This window comes from Streptomyces sirii (assembly GCF_045690365.1).
Lineage (GTDB): Bacteria > Actinomycetota > Actinomycetes > Streptomycetales > Streptomycetaceae > Streptomyces > Streptomyces sirii.
Window position 1 is genome coordinate 3532451 of sequence record NZ_CP147982.1, and the last position, 21770, is coordinate 3554220.

The window sequence follows — 21770 nt, forward strand, 5'->3', positions numbered from 1 at the left end:
CGACAACCGGAGAGGTTCTCCACTTATTCCCGGCTCGGCGTACCGCGGCCCGCTACTCCTGCGCGGCCGGCGAGAACAGCGCCCCCAGTTGCGGGCAGGACAGCGTCCGGTCCAACAGCCGCAGCCCCTCCCAGGCCGTCACCTGATTGGCGGTGAGCACCGGCTTGCCCAGTGCCGCTTCGAGGGCGGGCAGATGCGCGGCGGTGTGCAGGGCGGTGTCGGGCAGCAGCACGGCCTCGGCGTCCGGGTGGTCGCCGGCGCGGGCGAGCGCGAGCACCTCCTCGCGGCCCCAGGTGCCGACCTCGGCGGCGGTGATGATGCCGCTGCCGCGGGTGGCGACGACCTCCGCACCGGCGGACTTCAGGAACGAGCGGAAGTGCTCGGCCACGTCCTCCGGGTACGTCGCGCCGATCGCGACTCGATGGACGCCGAGCGCCCTCACGGCGTGCGCGAAGGCGAAGGACGTACTGGAGGCGGGCAGGCCCGCGGTGGCGGACAGCTCCCTGACCTGTTCTTGGGCGCCCTCCCAGCCGAAGACGAAGCTGGCGCTCGTACAGGCCCATACGACGGCCTGGGCGCCGCGCTCCTTGAGTTCCGCGACGCCGGCCGCCAGCCGGGCGGCGGAGCCCATCTCCAGCAGCGCGTCGACCCGGTGGGCGTCCTCGCCGATGTCGGTGTGCACGAGCGGCAGGCGGACCGCGCCGCCCAGGATCTCCTCCAGCCGGGGGTAGTCGTCCTCGGCGGAGTGGCCGGGGTAGAGGAAGCCGACCGATGCCATGCGGGTCTCCCTTGCGTGTACGACTGCGGGTGCCGTGGTGTTCATGGTGCGGGTGCGCTCTTCGGTGGTGCGGTGAGCTGTCGGGAGGAGCGCTGCCGGCGACACGGGCGGCGCCGGCAGCGTCCGGGACCGGGGCCGTCAAACCGGGGGCAGCGGGCCGGGATCCTCGGGTGGGTAGGGCTTGGGATCGACGCCGTCCACCGGATCCCCCTCCGGCGGCGCGGGCGGTCCGGCGAAGGCCGCCTCGGGGGTCGCCCGCGGTACGTCTGCTCCCGGTCCTCCCGGTACCACCGGCTCCGACCCGGTCATGGCGGCCGGGCCGCGGCGCGCCACCGGATCGAGCAGGGCCTGGTACGGGCCCACCGCCGGCACGCCGATGGCGCGCAGCGCGGCCCACATCGTCACCTGGTTGGCGGACAGCACCGGCATCCGCAGCTCGGCCTCCAGCTGCGGGATGACGTCGTAGGTCGGCAGGTTCGTACAGCTGATGAAGAGGGCGTCGGCGGCGCCGATCACGGCCGCGCGGGCCATGTCGACGACGTCTCGGTAGGGCACCTTCCAGATGTGCCGGGTCAGTCCGAGGTAGGCGCGGCCGGTGACCGTGATGCCCGCCTCGCCGAGATAGTCCTCCAGGGAGTCGGTGACCGATTTGGTGTAGGGCGTGACCACCGCGATGCGCCGCGCGCCGATCTCGCGCAGCGCCTCGATCAGCGCGCCCGAGGTGGTGAGGGAGGGAACCTCCCCCGCCTGGACCATGGCAGCGCACATGGCCCGCTCGCCCGCGACCCCGCCGACGAAGCTGCCGGAGGTACAGGCATAGCAGATGACCTGCGGTGATACCGCACACAGTGCCTGGACGGCGGCGTCCAGTGTCTCGTGCTCGCTGACCAGACGGGCCAGGTCGAGGCTGACCTCGACGGGCACGAACGGAGTTCGGGTGAGGTGGAGGGACACGTCGTCGGGAACCCAGCGCCACAGCTCGCGGTCGAGCGCGAAGTCAAAAGGGGCGACAACGCCCACACCGAGCTGAGGCTGGGGACCACCCAGAAAGGAGACGTCCATTGAAGGCCCCTAGAAACGAAGGGCTGATGGCCAGGCCAGTGGCCGGGGGGAAGGCTGTGCAGCCGGATCAAGCCGGGACGTCGGGACAGATGCCGTTGTTGACACGGTAGATACGACTTCCTAGCGTGGTCAATCCTCGCATCTCAGGCATCTGTCGGCGCCCCTTTCCAGTGAAAGGGGCTCACGTTTCAGAACGGTTTCTGGCCTATGTCCGAAAGCACCGGAACCACGGTCCTCGTCCTGGGTTCCGACCCGCCGCCCAAGCTCGACCGGCTGGCCGGCCGGGCCCGGGTGATCTTCGCTGACGAGTCCTCCCTGGCCGGCCTACTGCCCACCGCCGACGTGCTGTTGGCCTGGGATTTCACCTCCGACGCGATCCGCGCGGCCTGGCCCCGCGAGGGCCCCAGGCCGCGGTGGGTGCACACGGCGAGCGCGGGCGTGGACCGGCTGCTGTGCCCCGCCCTGATCGCCGACGACACGATCGTGACCAACGCCCGCGGCGTCTTCGAGCAGCCGATCGCCGAGTACGTGGCCGGCCTGGTGATCGCCATGGCCAAGGACTTCTACGGAAGTTGGGAGCTGCAGCGGCAGCGGCGCTGGCAGCACCGCGAGACACTGCGGCTGGCCGGCACCCGCGCGGTCGTGGTGGGCTCCGGGCCGATCGGCCGGGCCATCGGCACCACCCTCCTGGCACTGGGTGTCAAGGTCGATCTGGTCGGCCGACGGGAGCGGGCCGGCGATCCGCAATTCGGCCTCGTACACCCGAGTGACGCGCTGAACGACTTGCTGCCCCAGGCGGATTGGGTGGTCTGCGCGGCGCCGCTGACGGACGCCACCCGCGGCCTGTTCGACCGGGCGGCGTTCGCGCGGATGCCGCCGCGGGCGCGGTTCATCAACGTCGGGCGCGGCCCACTGGTCGTCGAGGACGACCTGGTCGAGGCGCTGCGCGGGTGGCGGATCGCGGCGGCGGCGCTGGACGTCTTCGAGCGCGAGCCGCTGGCGGCGGACAGCCCGCTGTGGGACGTGCCGCATCTGATCATCTCGCCGCACATGAGCGGCGACACGCTGGGCTGGCGCGATGCGCTGGCCGAGCAGTTCCAGGACAACTTCGACCAGTGGTCGGCCGGCAAGCCGCTGCACAACGTCGTCGACAAGCGGCTCGGGTACGTACCGGTGCAGTGACGGCGCGGACCGCCGGGCCGCGGCGCGGCGCCCCGCCCCCACCCACCGCCCCGCCCCGGGGCGGCCAACGCGCGGAGGACGCATGACCACCGAACCGACCGACCTCGCCGATCTGACCGCCACCCGACTCACTGCCGGGTACGCCGCCGGCGAGTTCTCCCCCGTCGAGGCCGCCCACGCGGTCCTGGCACGCGCCGAGGCCGCACAGGCCGCCACGAACTGCTTCACCCTGATCGACGCGGACGAGGCGCTGGCGGGCGCCAAGGAGTCGGCGGAGCGCTGGCGGGCCGGTGCGCCGGCCGGGCCGGTGGACGGGGTGCCGGTCACCGTCAAGGACATCCTGCTGACGCGGGGCGCGCCGACGCTGCGCGGTTCGCGGACGGTGCGGACCGAGGGGCCGTGGGAGGAGGACGCGCCGGCGGTGGCCCGGCTGCGGGAGTCCGGCGCGGTGTTCGTCGGCAAGACCACCACCCCGGAGTTCGGCTGGAAGGGGGTCACCGACAGCCCGCGGCACGGGGTGACCGGCAATCCGTACGACCCGCGGCGCACCGCGGGCGGCTCCAGCGGCGGCAGCGCGGCGGCGGTGGCGCTGGGCGCCGGGCCGCTGAGTCTGGGCACGGACGGCGGCGGCTCGGTGCGCATCCCGGCGTCCTTCTGCGGGATCTTCGCGCTGAAGGCGACCTACGGGCGGGTGCCGCTGTATCCGGCGAGCCCGTTCGGGACGCTGGCGCACGTCGGCCCGATGACCCGCGACGCGGCGGACGCGGCGCTGCTGATGGATGTGGTCACCGGCGCGGACTGGCGGGACTGGTCGCAGCTCGGCCCCGCCGCCGGCTCGTTCCGGGACGCGCTGGCCGGTCCGGTCTCCGGGCTGCGGGTGGCCTACAGTCCGTCGCTCGGCTGGGACGTGGCCGTCGCGCCGGAGGTCGCCGCGGCGGTGCGGGGCGCCGTCGAGACGCTCGCCGGGCTCGGCGCGTCCGTCGAGGAGATCGACCCGGGCATCGCGGACCCGGTGGAGGCGTTCCACACGCTGTGGTTCAGCGGTGCCGCGCGGGTGGTGCAGCACCTGGACGACGCGGACCGTGCGCTGCTCGATCCGGGGCTGCAAGAGATCTGCGAGCAGGGCGCCCGCTACAGCGCGCTGGACTATCTGGCCGCGGTCGACACCCGGATGGCGCTCGGCCAGGCGATGGGGCGCTTCCACAGCGCCTACGACCTGCTGGTGACCCCGACCGAACCGATCACCGCCTTCGAGGCTGGCGTGGAAGTGCCGTCCGGATCCGGCCACACCCGCTGGACGGGCTGGACGCCGTTCACCTACCCCTTCAACCTCACCCAGCAGCCGGCCGCGTCGCTGCCCTGCGGGGTGGACGGCGACGGGCTGCCGATCGGCGTCCAGCTGGTCGGTGCCCGGCACGCGGACGCGCTGGTGCTGCGCGCCGCGCACGCCCTCTACGAGGCGGGGGCCGCACGGATCCCCGCGCCACCGGCCCCCTAGGGCCGGTCCGGTGACTCAGGGTCGGGCACCCCCCGGGGCGGACGCCCCCTAGACCCGCCGGAAGTTGAGGGTCTCCCCCAGGGCGCCGGCCCGCCACAGGTCCTGGCAGGCGTCGGCCATCCGGTCCAGGCCGTCGACGACGCTGCCCCACACGATGCCGGGCACCCAGCCCGCGTCACCGTTGATCAGCAGGTTGTTGCGCTCGTAGAAGAGCGCGAGATCGACGACGGTGGCGCGGCCCTGGTGCTCGGCCTGGCTCTCGTAGCCGTAGGACGCGGTGCCCAGTTGGGTGTCGCTGAAGGTGAAGTAGCACAGGTCGCCGGGGATCGGGGTGATCGTGGGGTTCTCCAGCGGCGGCTCCTCGGGCGCGAACGGCGCCAGCAGGGCGTAGATCTCGTTGCGGGCGTACTTCGCGTGGTAGACGTCGCCGCCGAGCGGGAGGGCGTCCCATACGGCGTTGCAGGTGATCGGGGCGCGGTCGTCGAGCAACTTCGCCGTGCAGCGCACGCCGCGCTTGTCCAGCGAGACTTCGATGAAGCGATCGGTCATGCTCGGATCGTAGGGGGCAATCCCGGCGTACGGAACGGCATGGAACAGTACGGCACAACTCCCAACCGCTTGTATCAAGGGCCGGAAACGATCGGCATACTCGCCAGGCGTTCGGGTAGCCGCGCGCCCATGGCTCCACCACCATGGAACACCACAGAGATCACAAGCCAATTGACACGCGGCATCCGCCGCCGGTCGCTGCTCGCGGGGGTAGCGGCGCTCGGCGCAGCGGGTGCGGTCGGGGCGACCGGCGGCTGCTCCCGGGTCGACGTCACCGGCGCGACGGGCGGCGGTCATCTACTAGAGGATCTGCGCAGCAAGGGCACCGTCCGCATGGGCATCGCCAGCGAACCGCCGTACGCCTCCATCAACAGCAAGGGCGAGCTGACCGGCGAGGCGCCGGCGGTGGCCAAGACGATCTTCCAGCGGCTGGGGATCAAGCACTTCGAGCCGGTACCGGTCGAATTCGGCGCGCTCGTGCCGGGCCTCCACTCCTTCCAGTACGACGTGATCGTCGCGGGCATGTTCATCAACAAGGCGCGCTGCCAGGCGGTGCTCTTCTCCGATCCGGACTACGAGTCGAAGGACGCCTTCCTCGTCCCCAAGGGGAACCCGAAGAAGATCAAGGACTATCCGGACATCGCCGAGCAGGGCCTGCGCATGGGCACCGGTATCGGCTATGCGGAGATCGACTACGCGGTCGGCAACGGCGTCAAGCGGGGCACGATCCAGACCTACGGCGACCAGATCGCCGGCATGGAGGCCCTGGAGGCGGGCCGGATCGACGCCTTCGCCGGCACCGCCCTGACCATGATCGAGGCCCTGAAGACCGGTCAGCACCCGAAGGTGGAGATGACCGCGCCGTTCACCCCGAAGGTCGACGGCAAGCTCCAGCGCGACGGCGGCGGCTACGGCTTCCGGATCGGCGAGACCAGGCTGCGGGACGCCTTCAACCGCGAGCTGCACAAGATGAAGAAGAGCGGCGAGCTGCTGCGGATCGCCAAGCCGTACGGCTTCACCGAGGAGTTCATGACCGACCTCACCGCGAAGGAGCTCTGTAACAAGTGACCTCTGCGCTGTGGGAACTCTTCTTCGAGGGGCTGTGGATCACCGTCCAGCTGATGGTCTACAGCGCCGCCCTGGCCGCCGCCGTCGCCTTCGGCATCGGCCTGGCGCGCACCTCGCGCTTCTGGATCGTCCGCTTCCTGTCCGGTGTGTACGTGGAGTTCTTCCGCGGCACCTCGGCGCTGGTGCTGATGTTCTGGCTGTTCTTCGCGCTGCCCCTGCTGGGCTGGCAGCTCGTCGGTATCTGGGCGGGCACGCTGGCGTTGGGCCTGTCGTACGGCGCGTACGGCTCCGAGATCGTGCGCGGCGCCCTCCAGGCGGTGCCGGCCGCGCAGCGGGAGGCGGCCATCGCGCTGAGCTTCTCGCCCTGGCAGCGGCTGCGGAAGGTGCTGCTGCCGCAGGCCGTTCCGGAGATGATGCCGCCGTTCAACAACCTGCTGATCGAGCTGCTCAAGGGCACCGCGCTGGCGTCGCTGCTGTCCATCGGCGAGCTCACCTTCCAGGCCAAGCTGGCCCGGCTGTCGACGGGCCAGAGCGCCCAGGTCTACGGAATCATCCTCGTGCTGTACTTCGTGGTCGCGTTCCTGGTGACCCGGGTCATGCGGGTGCTGGAGCGCCGCGCCAAGGCCTCGGTCGGCCGGGCGGTGCCCAAGGGCGAGGGCTGGTTCTCCCGCAAGCTGCCCGTCGAGAAGCAGGGCCCCGAGGCGCTGGCCACCGGAGGTAAGCCGTGAACAACTGGTCGTGGAGCTACATCGGCGACATCATGCCCGACCTCCTCAAGGGGCTGTGGATCACCGTCCAGGCGACGATCTACGGCTCGCTGGTGGCCTTCGCGCTCGGGCTGGTGTGGGCGCTGGCCCTGCGCTCGCCGAGCCGCTGGGTGACCTGGCCGGTCAGCGCCGTCGTCGAATTCATCCGCAACACCCCGCTGCTGGTGCAGCTGTTCTTCCTGTTCTTCGTGCTGCCGAGCTGGGGGCTGACCTTCGAGCCGCTGACCACGGGCGTGATCGGTCTGGGCCTGCACTACTCGACGTACACCGCCGAGGTCTACCGCGCCGGCATCGACGGCGTGCCGCCCGGCCAGTGGGAGGCCGCCACGGCGCTGAGCCTGCCGCGCCGGCGCACCTGGATCGCGGTGATCCTGCCGCAGGCGTTCCGCCGGGTGGTGCCCGCGCTCGGCAACTACGTCATCGCGATGTTCAAGGACACGCCGCTGCTGGCCGGCATCACCGTCGCCGACATGCTCTTCCAGGCGAACAGCATCAGCGCCACCACTTTCGACTACCTGGAGCCGATCACCGTCGTCGGCATCCTCTTCGTCGTCATCTCCTACCCCACCTCCCTGCTTCTGCGAGCCCTGGAGCGTCGTCTTGTCCGCTGACAGCAATCCCCCCAAGGACCACTCCGAGGAAGCGGCCGTCCTCGCGGCGGAGGGCACCGAGCTGATCCGCTTCGACAACGTCACCAAGCGCTTCGGGGCCAACACCGTCCTGGACTCACTGGACTTCACCGTCTCCTCGGGCAAGCACGTCACCCTCATCGGCCCGTCCGGATCCGGCAAGACCACGATCCTGCGGCTGCTGATGACGCTGCTGAAGCCGGACGAGGGCACCATCAAGGTCGGCGGCGAGTACCTGACGCACGAGGAGAAGGGTGGCAAGCTCGTACCGGCCGGCGAGAAGCACACCCGGGAGGTCCGCAAGAACATCGGCATGGTGTTCCAGCAGTTCAACCTCTTCCCCAACATGAAGGTGCTGCGCAACATCACCGAGGCGCCGGTGCACGTCCTGGGCATGAGCAAGGACGCCGCCGAGGAGCGGGCCCGCGAACTGCTGGACCTGGTGGGGCTGACCGAGCACCTCGACAAGTACCCCACCCAGCTCTCCGGCGGGCAGCAGCAGCGGGTCGCCATCGCCCGCGCGCTGGCGATGCGCCCGCAGGTGCTGCTGCTGGACGAGGTGACCTCGGCGCTCGACCCGGAGCTGGTGGCCGGGGTGCTGGACGTGCTGCGGGACATCGCGCACACCACGGACATCACGATGCTGTGCGTCACCCACGAGATGAACTTCGCCCGGGACATCTCCGACGACGTCCTGATGTTCGACGCCGGCCGGGTCATCGAGTCCGGTTCCCCGGAGAAGATCTTCACCGAGCCGGAGCACGAGCGCACCCGGGAGTTCCTGAGCGCGGTGCTGTGAACCGCGCGCCATGGGCGCGGTGAGTGAGGTGGTGCGTCCCGGCCGGGGCGCACCACCTCTCGCGTTGCGCCCATGGCGAGAAGGCGATGACGACGTCCTGAGCCGGCGCTCGCGGCACCTGACGGAACCAGCCGCGAGAATGGCCGATTCCGCCCCCTCGCAGGGGTCCTCTCCCGGTTACGCCCCGGCGCGACCGGGTGACACCGGTGTGTGCAGCACCCCCGTGCCTGGCTTCGTGACCTTGGCATATGCCAGAGTCTCAAGCCCCAGTACAGAAAACCGAGACGCACTGCTTTTCAGTCAAGACCCCCTCCATCGAGGGCCGTTGACCGCTATCGTGATAGCAGCCTCACTGTCCGGGCGCGGTCGCGCATGTGCGACCGTGCCGCTCAGCGTGGTCACGACGCAAGCGGTAACAACCTGCTAGGGGGACACCGTGGCGCTGAAGCCCGAGCCGACCGCGCCGTTCCATTCGGTGCAGTACGCCCTTCGCGTGCTCGAAACGATCTCCCGGCACGCCGGTGGCGTGACGGATGCGCAGATCGCCCGGGAGACCGGCCTGCCCCCGGGTCAGCTCGCCCACATGCTGTCGATGCTGCGGCGCGAGGGCTATGCCGAGCAGCTCACCGACGGCGCGTACATCGTCGGTGCATCACTCCTGCTCCTGGGGTCGGGCGGCGACCGCGACCGGGCCCTGCGCGACAAGCTGCAGGTGACCCTCGACCAGCTGCGCGACTCGGTCGGCGCGGCGGTCTACATCAGCCGGTACATCGACGGCGAGGTCAAGATCCTCCACTACGCCGACGGACCGCTGGCCCCCAAGGTCAACGAGTGGGCCGAGTTCCACCGCACGGCGCACGCCAGCGCGATCGGCAAGTGCCTGCTCGCCCAGCTCGACCACGACGGGCGCAAGGACCACCTCTCACGGCACAAGACCGCCCGGCTCACGTCCCGGACGATCACCAACGAGAAGGTCCTCTTCCACAAGCTCGACAGTCAGCCGCCGACGGTCCCCGTCCTGGATCTTCAGGAGTACGCCGTCGGCACGGTCTGCGCGGCCGTACCGATCACGGCCGGCGCGACGGTCGGCTGCCTCGCGCTGTCCATGCCGCTGGAGCACGCCCACCGCCTGCGCCAGGCGGCCGACACCCTCAACCGCAAGGCCGCGCCGGTGCTGCTGTCGCTGGCGATCTGAGCGGTGCACGCGCGCCCCGGCGGGCGGTGGTCACGAGCACCCCTCTCGACCAGGTAGTATTTCTTTCGTCAGCGCGCGCCGCTAGCTCAGTTGGTTAGAGCAGCTGACTCTTAATCAGCGGGTCCGGGGTTCGAGTCCCTGGCGGCGCACGTACGAAGTGGGCGTTTCCGGTTCTCCGGGAACGCCCACTTCGCTTTGTCCGGGATCCTGCTCCCGGGGGAAGGCGGGGAGGCCGCCGGGGGTCAGGAGAGGTCGACGTCCGAGCAGGCGTAGAAGGCGTTGCCGGTGTCGGCGATGTTCCAGACGCCCAGGATCAGGTGCCGGCCGGACTTCTGGGTGGGGACGGTCCCCTGGTGCTGGACGGTCTCGCCCGGTCGCGCGCCGCCCATGGGGACCGTCATGAACGGCTCGGGTTCGAGGTCGGCGCGGGTGAGCGGCTTGCTCGGGTCGTAGCCGTCCTTGGTGATGAAGTACTGGAAGTCGGTGGTGGCGTGACGTGCCGTCAGCCGCCAGGTGAAGGTGTAGCCCTGGCCCGGGGAGAGCTTGGTGCCGGGCCACTTGCCGCCGCGCGGGTCGTCCAGCTCGGCGAAGTTCTCATGGCCGCCGGAACAGATCTTGCCGTCGGCGGGGCCGGCCGCCGGGAATCCCTTGGGGGCCTCGACGCTCTGCGGCTCGTACTGGATCGCGCCGCAGTCCTTGACGGTGCCCTGGGCGCAGAGCGCCTGCCGGCTGGGGGGTGCGTCGCTGTAGCCGTGGCCGGCGGCACTGCCCGTGGAGAGCAGGGAGACGCCGAGGACGCCGAGGCCGATCATGGCGGCGCTGATCTTTTTGCGCATGCTTCGCTCCTGAAGAACGTGGGGGAGGTTCTGTGAGCTGAGGAGGGAGGTGCGGGAAGCGCGGTCTAGACCAAACGGCACACTAGACACTGCCACTGGTCATGTCCAGACCAATGACAGTGTCCGGTGTGCCGACGTGCGCCCGAACTCCGTCCGATCGGCGGGCGGGGCGGGCGGCCGGGGGCGTCAGGCAGCCGCCGGGAACGGGTCCGTCGCGGGGCGGGCGGCGGCCTGCACCAGCGCCGTGTAGGTGCGACGCAGGGCGATCAGCGACTCCTGGGCCTCGCGGTAGACGGCCGCGTCGGGACCGCCGCGGTGGGCGAGGGTGCGTACGGGGGCGCAGTGTCGGTCCATCGCGCTGAGCCAGGCGCGGTGCTGCGCCGGCAGATGGCGGCGCAGCAGCTGGCGCCGGCCCTCGCCCACGCGGCGGCCGCCGATGCCCAGCACCGCGTCGGCGGCCTGCAGCACCGGGGGCTCCAGGGCGCCGTGCTCGGCGAGCGCGCCGAGCACGGCCCGCTGCTGCGGCGTCGCCGGCGCGGCCGCCAGCTCGGCCGCCTCGGCGTGGAGCTGGGCGCGCAGGGCGTGCTGGACACGGACCAGGCGGCGGAGCGCCGTGGGGGTGGAGCAGTCGTCGGGCGAGCGGCCCGCGAGGGTCTCGGCGAGCCGGAAGAGCCAGATGCCGTGCGCCTCCAGCCGGGTCGCGGCCAGCATCAGCCGGTCGAGGCGGCTGAGCGGCTGGCCCTCCGGGGCCCAGCGCACGATCGGCACGAGCGCTTCGGTGCGGGCCAGCTGGTCGATGGGGATATGGCGGCGCGGTTTGCGTTCGGGGGCCCAGTTGTGGAGGGCGAGGGTGGGCAGCGCGACGAACTGGTCGTGGTCGATGCGGTGTGCGATCGCCGCCCACAGGTCGAGGAACGCCTCGTCGGCGACCTGGCGGGCGGCCGGCGCCTGCGGGTCGAGCCCGCACCATCCGCACGAGACCGCGACGACCGCGATCCGCATGGCGGCCGCCTCGGCGTTGCGCAGGGAGAGGCGGGAGACCCGCTGCCGCAGGGCGGCCAACTCGTCGTCCCGGCGGGCGCGTTCGACCAGGGCGATCGCGGCCTCCCGGTCGGGCGCGACGGCGGCCGCCCGCGCCATGGCGTCCAGCCTGGTCCAGGTACCGATCATGGAACGGACCGGCGGCCGCTCGGGCAGGAAGCCGTGTGCGCAGGGGTCGTGGGGCGCGGGTGCGGCGGGGTCCGCGGTGGCGGCGGGCGGTATGCCGGGGGCGGGTATGGGCACGCCGGACCGGGCGCCGGCCTCCGGGCCGGGAGCGGTCACCGCCCGCGGCCCGGCCTCCGTCGCCCGCGCGGCCTCGGCCGCCACCTCGTCCATGGCCGTCGTCATCATCGCCGTGCCCCCCATCAGCACTTCCCCGCCAGCAGTCGGGCCAGGTGGGTGTCCATGTCGAGGAAGCGGTCCTCGCGGCCGGGCGGCACGATCGCCGCCGTCTGCTCCAGCCAGGCGGTCAGCTCCGTCGCGCGCACGGACAGCTCGCACACCGAGTCGCCGGTGCACAGCTCCAAGTGGACGCGGCGCACATCGCCCGGCCGGCGGAAGGCCCACACCCGTACGTCCCCCTCCCCCACTTCGCCGGACAGCCCCGCCAGCAGCAGGTCGCGGGCGAACCGCCAGGTCGAGACCGTGCGGCCGCGGCTGAGGAAGGCCACCTCGACCTCGTACGGGCGGTCGCTGCGGTAGCCGAACCGGCCGGCCACCGGAACGGCGTCGTCCGGCCCGAGGAGGAGCTGCATCTCAAGGGTGCGCTTGGCTGTCGACACCATGACGATCAACCTTTCCGACGGAGGGGCGAGTCCCGGTGACCCGGTCCGGGGCGCGCGTCCTGGCAGACGTTGCTGTGGTGGGTGGGGTTGCGGGAGGTGTGAGAGGAGTGACGGACGCCATGGCCGGCTCCCTCCTCGCTCGCGTGCGTTCCTTCGCCTCGGCGCCGGCCTCAGCCTCTCAACCGGCGGGAGATATCGCATGTTGACGGGGCAACCGATGCCCTACGAGCACACACGCGCCGAACTCGATCCTCACAGAGCAATTCGGGCGGTCCGGCGGCCGAAGGTCCCAAGATCACGGGACTTACGGCCCGTACGCGGAGAGGGCCCGGTGCGGTAGGACACCCGGACGGAAGGGGGGCAAGTGACGGGGATCACATGAGCCGAGCGCGTGAGCGGCCGGGCACTGGGTACGGAGCACCCTCCGAGTTCGTGTAAAGTTCTTCAGGTCAGCGCGCGCCGCTAGCTCAGTTGGTTAGAGCAGCTGACTCTTAATCAGCGGGTCCGGGGTTCGAGTCCCTGGCGGCGCACGTACGAAGTGGGCGTTTCCGGTTCTCCGGGAACGCCCACTTCGCTATGTCCCGGCGACGGCCGGCGGCTCCTTGATCACATCGCCGGCGCCGGCGATCCGTACACCCGGCCCGGCGGGAGCCGCACGGAGCGGGGCGGGGCGGGCGGCGACGCCCCTATCGCACGACAGGGTGACAGTCATGCGTTCGGCCGATTTCCGGACAGGCGGAGGCCACCCCTCCGGAGGTGGCGAACCGGCCGAACCCGTCATGGAGTGACGAACCGGACTCGATCGCGGCGTCGAGTGGGGCCTCTCGGCCATCGCGTCAAGGTGCGCTGGAAAGCGGACAGTTGCAGTCACCGTCGGACTCAAGTCTTGCGCGCTGCGCCATACATCGTCCCGCCTTGCACACTCTTGTCCGTATACCCTTCGGTCCGTCTTGCGATCATGGGGCCGGTTCGGGACCCTGACCTGGGAACTCGGCTGAAAAGTGGCGGGGTTCCGGCGAGTTGGGGACAGGAAACGCCGGTTGGCGTGATGTGGACGCGGGGAGCCCGCCGCTTGGCAGGATCGACGGGGCGTTCATCATGCAACCGGAAGACGGCCGTCACCGTCTGACGGTGTGGGCGGCCGACACCAGTGAGCCCGAGTCGGTCGAGGGGGACCGAGACTCGGGCCATCAGCAATCGGCACGCAGCCTCCGCTGCGTGCGGGGGGATGGACTCATGACGTCGCCGCATGACGGCGCCCGGCCGCAGCCACCGTACGACCCGTCCGCCACGGCGCGCCTGCGCGTGCCGCGCCAGCACTGGCAGCGGCGGATCCAGCGCAAGCCGCTGCCGCGCTACGACTACGAGCACTACAGCCGGCTGGCCGGACCGCTCACCCAGCCCGACCCGGACAAGCCCTACCAGGTCCGCTACCGCTCGCTGCTCGCCGGCGAGCCGCACCGCATCCGGGCGGCGCTGCTGCTCGGCGCGGCCCCGCTGCTCTCGCTGGGCCTGCTCGCCTGGCTGCTGCAACCCGATCACTGGACTCAACGCGACTACCCCGCGTATGAGTTCCTGCCGGTGCTGGACACCGTCATGCTGGTCTCGATCGCGCTGATCGAGTTCTTCCGGTGCATGAACGTGCTCTCCAACGCGCACGCCACGCTCGTCGCCCGCGACCCCGTGCCGGTCATACCCGAGAGCGGCACCCGCGTCGCCTTCCTGACCTCCTTCGTGCCCGGCAAGGAGCCGTTGGCGATGGTCACCAAGACGCTGGAGGCGGCGGTCCGGGTGCGCCACCGCGGTCTGCTGCACGTCTGGCTGCTGGACGAGGGCGACGACCCCGAGGTCAAGGAGGTCTGCCGGCGCCTCGGAGTGCACCACTTCACCCGCAAGGGCGTGCCGGAGTGGAACCAGGCCAAGGGCCCGCACCGCGCCAAGACCAAGCACGGCAACTACAACGCCTGGCTGGACGCCCACGGCGACGCCTACGACTACTTCGCCTCGGTCGACACCGACCACGTCCCGCTGCCCAACTACCTGGAGCGGATGCTCGGCTTCTTCCGCGACCCGGACGTCGGCTTCGTCATCGGCCCGCAGGTGTACGGCAACTACGACACCTTCGTCACCAAGGCCGCGGAGTCCCAGCAGTTCCTCTTCCACGCGCTGATCCAGCGGGCCGGCAACCGCTACGGCGCGCCGATGTTCGTCGGCACCTCCAACGCCGTACGCATCAGCGCCCTCAAGCAGATCGGCGGGCTGTACGACTCGATCACCGAGGACATGGCGACGGGCTTCGAGATGCACCGGCACCGCAACCCGGCGACCGGTAAGAAGTGGCGCTCGGTGTACACGCCGGACGTGCTGGCGGTCGGCGAGGGGCCGACGGCCTGGACGGACTTCTTCACCCAGCAGCTGCGCTGGTCGCGCGGGACGTACGAGACGATCCTCAAGCAGTTCTGGAAGGCGCCGTTCACGCTGCCGCCGGGCCGGCTCTTCAACTACACCATGATGGTGATCTTCTACCCGATGTCGGCGCTGAACTGGATTCTGGCGGCGCTGAGCTGCGCGCTGTTCCTGGGCCTGGGGGCCTCCGGTGTCCAGATCGACCCGTCGGTGTGGATGATGCTCTACGGCAACGCCTCGGCGCTGCAGATCGGGCTGTACGTCTGGAACCGCCGGCACAACGTCTCGCCGCACGAGCCGGAGGGGTCCGGCGGCGTCGCCGGCATGGTGATGTCCGCGCTGTCGGCGCCGATCTACGCCCGGTCGCTGTTCGACGCCGTACTGCGCCGCAAGAGCAAGTTCGTGGTCACGCCGAAGGGCGACTCCTCCAGTCCGGACACCCTCTTCGGCACCTTCCGGGTGCACCTGTTTTTCCTGCTCGTCTTCGGGGGCTCGCTGGGTGCCTCCTTCGTCCTGGGGCACAGCCATCCGGCGATGATCACTTGGGCGTCGCTGGCGCTGCTGATCACGGCGGCGCCGATCGTGGCCTGGCGGCTGGGCGTGCGGGGGGCACGGCTGAAGGCGGCCGCCCGCGACGGCGCCGCCGAGGACGGTACGAACCCCGCGGACCCGGCCGCCGACCAGCCCGCCTCCACCGAACAGACCATGCAGATCGCCCTTGGGGGACGTCACACATGAAGTACCGTCCGAGCCGTCGCACCCGCAGAGTGGCGATAGCGACCGCGGTGGTGCTCGCGCTGGCCGGGATGAACGGGCCGGCCCTCTACGGCTTCGCCTCGGAGCAGTACCACGAGTACAAGATCAACAAGCCCGAGTACAAGGCGGCGAACGGCCATTGGGACGTCGTCGACGTCCCCGACAAGTACCGCATCAACACCATCCACGCGGCCCTGCTGAACACCGGGAAGGTGCTGCTGGTCGCCGGCTCGGGCAACAACGCCGCGAACTTCAGGGCCAAGTCCTTCCGCACGGTCCTGTGGGACCCGGAGAAGAACACCTTCAAGAACATCCCCACGCCCAAGGACCTCTTCTGCGCCGGGCACACCCAGCTCCCGGACGGCAAGCTGCTGGTCGCCGGCGGTACGCAGCGCTACGAGAAGCTGCAGGGCGATGTGAAGAAGGCCGGCGGCCTCATGATCATCTACAACGAGAACCCGGACGGCCCGAGAACCTTCCCGGCCGGCACGCTCTTCACCGGCAAGCAGAACGGCAAGACCTTCACCTCGAAGGACCCGGTCGTGGTGCCGCGGGCGAAGAAGACCAAGGACCCGGTGACCGGCAAGGTGACCGTCACCCACAGCGAGGCCCGGGTCTACGTCGAGGCGCTCAAGGACGGCCCGGCGCACTCCACGGGCGCCCAGGACAACTACCGCATCCACGGCCTGACCGGCACCGACGCCCACAACCTCTACGGCATCGCGCAGAAGCTGTCCTTCGACAAGAAGGACTTCCAGGGCATCAAGGACTCCTTCGAGTTCGACCCCGTGGCCGAGCGCTACGTCCCCGTCGACCCGATGAACGAGGCCCGCTGGTACCCGACGCTGACGACCCTGCAGGACGGCAAGGTCCTCTCCGTCTCCGGGCTGGACGAGATCGGGCAGGTCGTCCCCGGCAAGCAGGAGGTCTACGACCCGGCGACGAAGAAGTGGAGCTACCTCCCCCGGCAGCGCTTCTTCCCGACCTACCCCGCGCTCTTCCTCACCGACCGGGGCCGGATCTTCTACACCGGCTCCAACGCCGGCTACGGCCCGGACAACATCGGCCGCACGCCCGGCATCTGGGACCTGAAGTCCAACACCTTCCAGGTCGTGCCCGGGATGAGCGACCCGAAGATCCTGGAGACGTCGATGTCGGTGCTGCTGCCGCCCGCCCAGAACCAGCGGTACATGGTGCTGGGCGGCGGCGGGGTCGGCGAGGACCCGCGGTCGACGGACAAGACCCGGATCGTGGATCTGCACGCCCCCGCACCGCGCTTCAAGGACGGGCCGCCGCTGTACGCCAAGGCCCGCTACCCGAGCAGCGTGATCATGCCGGACGACTCGGTGCTGACCACGAACGGCTCCGGCGACTACCGCGGGCGCAGCGACTCCAACGTCCTGAAGGCGGAGATCTACGATCCGGCGGCCAACACCGCGCGGCAGGTGGCCGACCCGCTGGTGGGCCGCAACTACCACTCCGGCGCGCTGCTGCTGCCGGACGGCCGGGTGATGACCTTCGGCTCCGACTCGCTGTACGCCGACAAGGACAACACCAAGCCGGGCGTCTTCCAGCAGCAGATCGACCTCTACACGCCGCCCTACCTCTTCCGGAAGTCGCGCCCCGAGCTGACGTCCTCGGGCGGGGCCGCCAAGACCGTCCCGCTCGGCGGCACCGCGACGTTCGGCGCCCCGCACGCCGACGCGATCAAGAAGATGCGGCTGATCCGGCCCGGCTCCTTCACCCATGTCACCAACATCGAACAGCGGTCGATCGCGCTGGACTTCACCGTGACGAAGGGCAAGGACGGTGTGACGGTCACGCTGCCCAAGGACCCGTCGCTGGTGCCGCCCGGATGGTACATGCTCAACGCGGTCGACGGAGCGGGCACACCGTCGAAGGCGGTGTGGGTCCGGGTTCCCGTGGCGGGGCAGAACTAGGGCGTGTCCGATGGGTCATGGCCGGGTCCGCGGCGTCTGGCACGGCACCTCGCGGCGTTGCCGAAACGTCCCGATAGCTCCGCTATCAAGACGCTCCGGCGCCTTGCGATGCACCGCACCAGACGCCGCGGCCTATCCAACCCTGACCCATCGGACACCCCCTAGGGCGTCCCGAGGCGGCCGCGGTGTACGGGGTGGGGGCGGTCGCCGGCGGCCGCCCCCACCTCCGTCGCGGCCGGACGCGGTCGGCCACCGCGCCCGGCGCCCGGCCGGCTACTTCGCCCGACGGGCCAGCTCCAGGGCGTACTTCGGCCACCAGTCCCCCGCCTTCGGGCCGCCCTTGCAGGTGCCGTCGGACTCTCCGGGGCGCTTGATCCAGAGGTAGGCGGCTATCCGGGGATCACCGGTCTTGGTGGTGGGCGGGGTGCCCAGGGCGCGGCCGGGTGGGTTGCACCAGTTCTCCCGGTCGTCGCCGCCGGGGGCCGGGCCGTTGCCGTTGCGGCTGGTGTCGATGACGAAGGGCTTGCCGCCGACGAGGGCGGAGAGCCGCTTGCCGTACTTCGCGTTGTCCTTCGTGGTCTGGTAGTTGGAGATGTTCAGCGCGAAGCCGTCGGCGCGGTCGATACCGGCCCGCTTGAGCGGTTCGACCATCGCGCCCGGGTCCTTGATCCAGTGGGGGTTTCCGGCGTCCAGATAGACCTTGGTGTGCGGGAGCGCCTTGAGCTTGCCGACGGCCTCCGTCAGCAGGGCGTAGCGCTCCTCGTGGAACTGCTGCGGGGTGCACTTGTCCGCGATGTGCGGCAGCGCGTCGGGCTCCAGGACGACGGTGGTGGCGCGGTCGCCGATGCCCTTGAGGACGCCGTCCAGCCAGGCGCGGTAGGCGTTGCCGTCGGCGGCGCCGCCCTGGGAGTAGCTGCCGCAGTCGCGGTGCGGGATGTTGTAGAGGACGAGCAGCGCCTCGCGGTCGGCCTTGGCGGCCGCCTGGGTGAAGCCGCGGGCCTCGCCCTGCGGGTCGTCGACGCCGATCCACTCGGCGACCGGCTGCGCGGCGATCCGGTCGACGAGCCGGGCGTCGGCGGCCTCGCCGTCCTTGCCGTACGCGGAGACCTGGCGGGCCGCCTTGCTGTCGGGGTTGACCCAGTACGGGGCGACGGACTTGGGGCGCTGCCCCGGTCTGCCGGGGACCCGGTCGTCGCCGTCACCGCCCGACGAGGAGCAGCCGGCGAGCAGCAGCGCGGCCAGCGCCCCCACCGTCGCCGTGCGCGACACCGCGCCGCGGCGCGCCGTACGCCACCGGTCGCGGCCCGGGTCCGATGGCCCGCTCCCGGCAGCCCATCGAAGATCGCCGTACATCCACTCCCCCCTCGGAGCACTGATCCGACCGGCGCGAGACCACCGGCCGGAATCCATCGTGGCACACGGCCGCCCGCCGGAGTCGGGCTGTGGACAACCCGTCCACAGGCGGCTACCGCGCTTGACGAATGCCGGTCGTAGGAGGTCGCGGCTGCCGGTCGTAGGGAGCCGCACCGGCTCAGCCGCGGGTCGGCTCCGGCGCCCGGGGCCGATCCTCACGTCCCGTCAGGCAGGCGGACAGCAGGACCAGGTCCGGATCGCCCGCCCGTTGACCGCGAATGCCCTCACCACCACCACCGTCGCCGCCGACGCTGAACAACCGGAGTGCGGAGGGGCCGCGTCGGTGGTCCGCGCAGGCCTTGTGGGGGTCGAAGCGGCGTACGGTGCTCCGGTGGGGCGACGGGCGTCCCACGGCGGCGACATCGCCGGTCGTGGCGTGCCGCGCGGCCGGCCCGTCCGGCGTGCCGCGCCCCCACAGCCACCCTCCCAGCAGCAGCACCGCCCAGGCCGCACCGGCCAGCAGCCTCGCGGTGGCGCGGCGCCTGTCCTCCTCAGCTCTCATCGGCCTCGCCGCCCTGCCGTTCGCGGCGCAGTCGCAGCCGCAGCCGCAGCAGCTGCCCCGCGACGACGAGGACGGCGCCGCCGGCCAGCACCAGGCCGACGGCCGAGGTGCTGCTCAGTTCGCCGCGCTGGGTGACCTTGGCGGCCGGGCCGGTACGCGTCCGGTCGCCGCCGGCCGGCCCCGCGGAGCCGTCCTCGGCGCGCGGTGCGACCTCGCGCCCTGGGGCGGGGGCGGCCGTGGCCGGGGCCGGGGTGACGTTGACCGCTTCGGTCCCGGCTCCGCGTGCGTCCTCGCCGTACGCGGGCGCCGTCGTCACCGCGCAGGCCGCGACCGCGGCACAGAGAGCAAATTGCGGTGCGCGCATGGTGAACCTCCGATAATTCCGAAGGTCCGCCCGCACGAGCCCGGCCGCATCCCGGTGCGGCCCGAGGCTGCGCCGTTCGGGTGGCGCCCGGCGCAAGAGACGGCGCCGGGCCCCGTATGGCCGCCGGGCCGCGTCAGACCAGGTCGACCAGATCCGCGATCGAGTCCACGACCCGGGACGGCCGGAAGGGATGCCGGTCGACCTCCTCGGGGCGGGTCAGTCCCGTCAGCACGAGGAAGGTCTCCATCCCCGCCTCCAGGCCGGCCAGCACATCGGTGTCCATCCGGTCGCCGATCATCGCGGAGGTCTCCGAATGAGCGCCGATGACGTTGAGCCCGTGCCGCATCATCAGCGGGTTGGGCTTGCCGACGAAGTACGGCTCGACGCCCGTCGCCTTGGTGATCAGCGCGGCCACCGACCCGGTCGCGGGCAGCGGCCCCTGGGGCGAGGGGCCGGTCTCGTCGGGGTTCGTCGCGATGAACCGGGCCCCGTCGTCGATCAGTCGAATCGCCTTCGTCAGCGCCTCGAAGCTGTACGTACGGGTCTCGCCGAGGACGACGTAGTCGGGGGCGTGGTCGGTCAGGACGTAGCCGATGTCGTGCAGGGCGGTGGTCAGGCCGGCCTCCCCGATGACGTGCGCGGTGCCGCCGGGCCGCTGCTCGTCCAGGAACTTCGCGGTGGCCAGCGCGGACGTCCAGATCGACTCCCAGGGCACGTCCAGCCCGATCCGGCTCAGCCGGGCGTGCAGGTCACGCGGGGTGTAGATGGAGTTGTTGGTCAGCACGAGGAAGGGCTTGCCCGACTCGCGCAGCCGCTTGATGAAGGCGTCCGCCCCGGGGACCGGGACGCCCTCGTGCATCAGGACGCCGTCCATGTCGGTGAGCCATGACTCGATCGGCTTGCGCTCTGCCACTGCCGGACTCCTGCCGTGCGTGATGACCAGGTGCGCCGGCCGCCTCCCGTACGCGCGCTGGGCCATCCGCCCGTCCCACGTGTCGTACGTACGGCCGACGCCCCCACCCTAAGTCAGCGGCCGTTCTCCCGACCCCGGCGATCACCGTCCCGAGGAGGCCCGTGCCCCCCGCCGGCGGGGGGCAGGGGGCACGGGCCACGGGCCGGGTGTCAGCTGTTCGTGGCCGTCTTCCAGGCGGTCACGTAGGAGTCCAGGTTCTTGTCGATGTCGTTCCAGTCGGGCTGGAAGACCTCCACGCCGTCCATGAGCCGGGCGAGGGCCTTGGCGTTGGGGTCGGTGGGCTTGATGTCCTTGCGGGCGGCGAAGCCGCCGCCGACGGCGGAGACCTGGCGCTGGACGGGCTCGGAGAGCAGGTAGTCCAGGAACCTCTCGGCGTTGGCGCGGTGCGGGGCTTCCTTGACCAGGCCGGCGGCGTAGGGCAGGGCGAACGTGGTGGGCCGGCCGCCGGCCTTCGCGGCGGGGAAGAAGATGCCCTGGTCCGGCATCGACTTCATGGTGGCGTAGTTCATCTGGACATCGCCGTTGGCGACCAGGAGTTCGCCCTTGGCGGTCTTGGGGGCGAGCTGGCCGGTGGAGGAGGACGGGCCGACGTTGTTGGCCTGGAGTCTGCCGAGGAACTTCATGGCCGGTTCCCGGCCGCCGAAGTCGTGCAGGGCCTTGATGAGGACGGCGGTGCCGTCGCCGGCGACTCCGGGCGTGGAGTACTGGAGCTTCTGCTCGAACCTGCGGTCCAGCAGGTCGTTCCAGGTGGCGGGGGCCTTCGCCAGTTCCTTCTTGTCGTAGATGAAGCAGAAGTAGTTGTTGACGATCGAGGTCCACGTGCCGGCCGGGCTCTTGTCGCCGGCGGCCACCTGGTCCGCGCCCTTGGGGCGGTAGGCCTGGAGGAGGCCCTTGCCGTCGGCCTGCTGGATGAAGGGCGGGAGGGTGACGACGACGTCCGCCTTGGTGTTGGCGCGTTCGCGGGCCAGGCGCTGGACGGCCGCGCCGGAGCCGGACTCGACGTAGTTCACCTTGATGCCGGTCTTCTTCTCGAAGTCCTTGAAGACCTGGTCGTAGAAGCCGTCGCCCTGCTCGCTCTTGAGGCCGTCGGCGCTGTAGACGGTGATCTCCTTGGCGTTCGGATCGGCGCCGGAGGCGCCGCAGGCGGTGAGCGCGGCGGCGAGGGCGAGGGCGCCGCAGCAGGCGGCGAGCGGCTGGGCGAGCGGGCGGTGTGCGGACATGGCGAGG

General features: G+C 71.1%; 19 protein-coding genes, 2 tRNA genes and 1 pseudogene. 11 read left to right on the forward strand and 11 right to left on the reverse strand.

Annotated elements, in window-relative coordinates; translation table 11 throughout:
• Window positions 1–52 precede the first annotated feature (52 nt).
• A complete protein-coding gene (locus WAB15_RS15800; protein WP_407286652.1) occupies window positions 53–778 on the reverse strand; it encodes a decarboxylase in 726 nt (241 codons plus the stop codon).
• 138 nt (window positions 779–916) lie between these two features.
• A complete protein-coding gene (locus tag WAB15_RS15805; protein ID WP_399146870.1) occupies window positions 917–1840 on the reverse strand; it encodes a decarboxylase in 924 nt (307 codons plus the stop codon).
• A 207-nt stretch (window positions 1841–2047) separates the two neighbouring features.
• Between WAB15_RS15805 and WAB15_RS15810 the strand changes: the two genes are divergently transcribed.
• Together WAB15_RS15810 and WAB15_RS15815 are read left to right on the forward strand one after the other, a co-directional pair.
• Complete coding sequence (locus tag WAB15_RS15810) at window positions 2048–3022, forward strand: D-2-hydroxyacid dehydrogenase (RefSeq protein WP_407286653.1); 975 nt, start codon at window positions 2048–2050, stop codon at window positions 3020–3022.
• A gap of 82 nt (window positions 3023–3104) precedes the next feature.
• Window positions 3105–4520, forward strand: coding sequence for an amidase (locus WAB15_RS15815; RefSeq protein WP_399146872.1), 1416 nt, complete (start codon window positions 3105–3107; stop codon window positions 4518–4520).
• Between the two features lie 48 nt (window positions 4521–4568).
• On the opposite strand, the gene WAB15_RS15820 is transcribed toward WAB15_RS15815, so the two are convergent.
• Window positions 4569–5069, reverse strand: coding sequence for a DUF3830 family protein (locus WAB15_RS15820; protein ID WP_399146873.1), 501 nt, complete (start codon window positions 5067–5069; stop codon window positions 4569–4571).
• 129 nt (window positions 5070–5198) lie between these two features.
• On the opposite strand from WAB15_RS15820, the gene ehuB reads away from it, so the two are divergent.
• The 6 genes from ehuB to WAB15_RS15850 all read left to right on the forward strand — a co-directional run bounded on the left by ehuB (window position 5199) and on the right by WAB15_RS15850 (window position 9676).
• A complete protein-coding gene (gene ehuB / locus WAB15_RS15825; RefSeq protein WP_399146874.1) occupies window positions 5199–6137 on the forward strand; it encodes an ectoine/hydroxyectoine ABC transporter substrate-binding protein EhuB in 939 nt (312 codons plus the stop codon).
• Entirely contained in the window at window positions 6134–6865 is a 732-nt protein-coding gene (gene ehuC / locus WAB15_RS15830; RefSeq protein ID WP_407286654.1) for an ectoine/hydroxyectoine ABC transporter permease subunit EhuC, read from the forward strand. Before ehuB ends, ehuC begins: the two co-directional genes overlap by 4 nt.
• 32 nt (window positions 6866–6897) lie before the next feature.
• Window positions 6898–7515, forward strand: a complete 618-nt coding sequence (gene ehuD, locus WAB15_RS15835; protein WP_399147006.1) for an ectoine/hydroxyectoine ABC transporter permease subunit EhuD — start codon at window positions 6898–6900, stop codon at window positions 7513–7515.
• Window positions 7505–8332 (forward strand): ectoine/hydroxyectoine ABC transporter ATP-binding protein EhuA, encoded by an 828-nt coding sequence (gene ehuA, locus WAB15_RS15840; protein ID WP_407286655.1) that lies wholly within the window; start codon window positions 7505–7507, stop codon window positions 8330–8332. The genes ehuD and ehuA overlap by 11 nt, the downstream gene beginning before the upstream one ends.
• Before the next feature lie 436 nt (window positions 8333–8768).
• Entirely contained in the window at window positions 8769–9527 is a 759-nt protein-coding gene (locus tag WAB15_RS15845; protein WP_407286656.1) for an IclR family transcriptional regulator, read from the forward strand.
• Window positions 9528–9602: 75 nt separating this feature from the next.
• Window positions 9603–9676, forward strand: a tRNA-Lys gene (locus WAB15_RS15850).
• Window positions 9677–9769: 93 nt separating this feature from the next.
• Here WAB15_RS15850 and WAB15_RS15855 read toward each other — a convergent pair.
• The 3 genes from WAB15_RS15855 to WAB15_RS15865 form a co-directional block, all read right to left on the reverse strand.
• Window positions 9770–10363, reverse strand: coding sequence for a lytic polysaccharide monooxygenase (locus WAB15_RS15855; protein ID WP_407286657.1), 594 nt, complete (start codon window positions 10361–10363; stop codon window positions 9770–9772).
• A gap of 186 nt (window positions 10364–10549) precedes the next feature.
• A complete protein-coding gene (locus WAB15_RS15860; protein ID WP_407286658.1) occupies window positions 10550–11770 on the reverse strand; it encodes a hypothetical protein in 1221 nt (406 codons plus the stop codon).
• On the reverse strand, window positions 11770–12189 hold the full coding sequence (locus tag WAB15_RS15865; RefSeq protein WP_399146880.1) for an SsgA family sporulation/cell division regulator: 420 nt from the start codon (window positions 12187–12189) through the stop codon (window positions 11770–11772). The genes WAB15_RS15860 and WAB15_RS15865 overlap by 1 nt, the downstream gene beginning before the upstream one ends.
• A 456-nt stretch (window positions 12190–12645) precedes the next feature.
• Here WAB15_RS15865 and WAB15_RS15870 point away from each other — a divergent pair.
• The 3 genes from WAB15_RS15870 (at window position 12646) to WAB15_RS15880 (ending at window position 17291) form a co-directional block, all read left to right on the forward strand.
• Window positions 12646–12719, forward strand: a tRNA-Lys gene (locus WAB15_RS15870).
• Between the two features lie 706 nt (window positions 12720–13425).
• A complete protein-coding gene (locus tag WAB15_RS15875; RefSeq protein WP_407286659.1) occupies window positions 13426–15333 on the forward strand; it encodes a glycosyltransferase family 2 protein in 1908 nt (635 codons plus the stop codon).
• Entirely contained in the window at window positions 15330–17291 is a 1962-nt protein-coding gene (locus WAB15_RS15880) for a galactose oxidase-like domain-containing protein (protein WP_407286660.1), read from the forward strand. Before WAB15_RS15875 ends, WAB15_RS15880 begins: the two co-directional genes overlap by 4 nt.
• 273 nt (window positions 17292–17564) lie before the next feature.
• Here the strand turns inward: WAB15_RS15880 and WAB15_RS15885 are convergent, their stop codons facing one another.
• The 5 genes and pseudogenes from WAB15_RS15885 to WAB15_RS15905 form a co-directional block, all read right to left on the reverse strand.
• The gene (locus WAB15_RS15885; protein ID WP_407286661.1) at window positions 17565–18644 is read right to left on the reverse strand and encodes a glycoside hydrolase family 6 protein; all 1080 of its coding nucleotides are present in this window, start codon (window positions 18642–18644) and stop codon (window positions 17565–17567) included.
• A 400-nt stretch (window positions 18645–19044) separates the two neighbouring features.
• Window positions 19045–19206: pseudogene (locus WAB15_RS15890) on the reverse strand (class F sortase); the annotation flags it as partial.
• Window positions 19196–19570 carry a hypothetical protein gene (locus WAB15_RS15895; RefSeq protein WP_407286662.1) on the reverse strand — a complete coding sequence of 125 codons (375 nt, stop codon included), beginning with the start codon at window positions 19568–19570 and terminating at the stop codon, window positions 19196–19198. The pseudogene WAB15_RS15890 and the gene WAB15_RS15895, both read right to left, overlap by 11 nt.
• Window positions 19571–19703: 133 nt before the next feature.
• Window positions 19704–20483 (reverse strand): HAD-IIA family hydrolase, encoded by a 780-nt coding sequence (locus WAB15_RS15900; protein ID WP_399146885.1) that lies wholly within the window; start codon window positions 20481–20483, stop codon window positions 19704–19706.
• 209 nt (window positions 20484–20692) lie between these two features.
• Window positions 20693–21763, reverse strand: coding sequence for a 2-aminoethylphosphonate ABC transporter substrate-binding protein (locus WAB15_RS15905; RefSeq protein ID WP_407286663.1), 1071 nt, complete (start codon window positions 21761–21763; stop codon window positions 20693–20695).
• Between the last annotated feature and the right edge of the window lie 7 nt (window positions 21764–21770).